The organism is Gordonia sp. OPL2, from assembly GCF_003797825.1.
In the GTDB taxonomy this organism is placed as follows: Bacteria; Actinomycetota; Actinomycetes; order Mycobacteriales; family Mycobacteriaceae; genus Gordonia.
Genome location: NZ_RKME01000109.1, coordinates 1 through 416 on the forward strand (window position 1 = coordinate 1; position 416 = coordinate 416).

General features: G+C 41.1%; 2 protein-coding genes. One reads left to right on the top strand and one right to left on the bottom strand.

Annotated features, from left to right (window positions below; all coding sequences use genetic code 11):
- On the top strand, positions 1–135 hold the full coding sequence (locus EEB19_RS27265) for a cyd operon YbgE family protein (RefSeq protein WP_222930002.1): 135 nt from the start codon (positions 1–3) through the stop codon (positions 133–135).
- A 40-nt stretch (positions 136–175) separates the two neighbouring features.
- On the opposite strand, the gene EEB19_RS26530 is transcribed toward EEB19_RS27265, so the two are convergent.
- On the bottom strand, positions 176–416 hold a 241-nt coding region (locus tag EEB19_RS26530; protein WP_187590306.1), incomplete at its 5' end, for a DUF2057 family protein.

Consider the following 416-nt stretch of genomic DNA (forward strand, 5'->3'; position numbering starts at 1 on the left):
ATGCTAGGAATTTCAGGAGGGTTTATTTATGGCGTAGGGTTTGTGCCCCGTTTCTGGTTATGGAAATGGTTATTTAGCCCAGTTATCGCTTGGCCCCTTATGCTACTAGGCTATTATATATGGCTGCTTCAGTAGTAAATTCTTATTTTAAAAAGGCCTCATCTTGAGGTCTTTTTTATTGCGCCTGTTCGGCTATCCAATTCATAAAACTTTGCCGCTCTGCTTTAGAAGCTTTTTTCCAGAGTTCAATTAACTGCTGATCTGTTTGAATGTTTCTACTGGTCATAGCAGTTTTTGCTGTACTTGCTGTTGAACTTGAAGCAGTATAAGTAGGCTCAGGCTGATGAACTGATGGCTTTATCTGCTTTTGGGTCAAATCAAAACTGCGCCCTAGCAAACCGCTACCTAACCAAGGT

Coding starts and splice junctions, on each gene's coding strand:
- EEB19_RS27265 (WP_222930002.1), top strand. CDS start 1: ATGCTAGGAATTTCAGGAGGGTTTATTTATGGCGTAGGGTTTGTGCCC.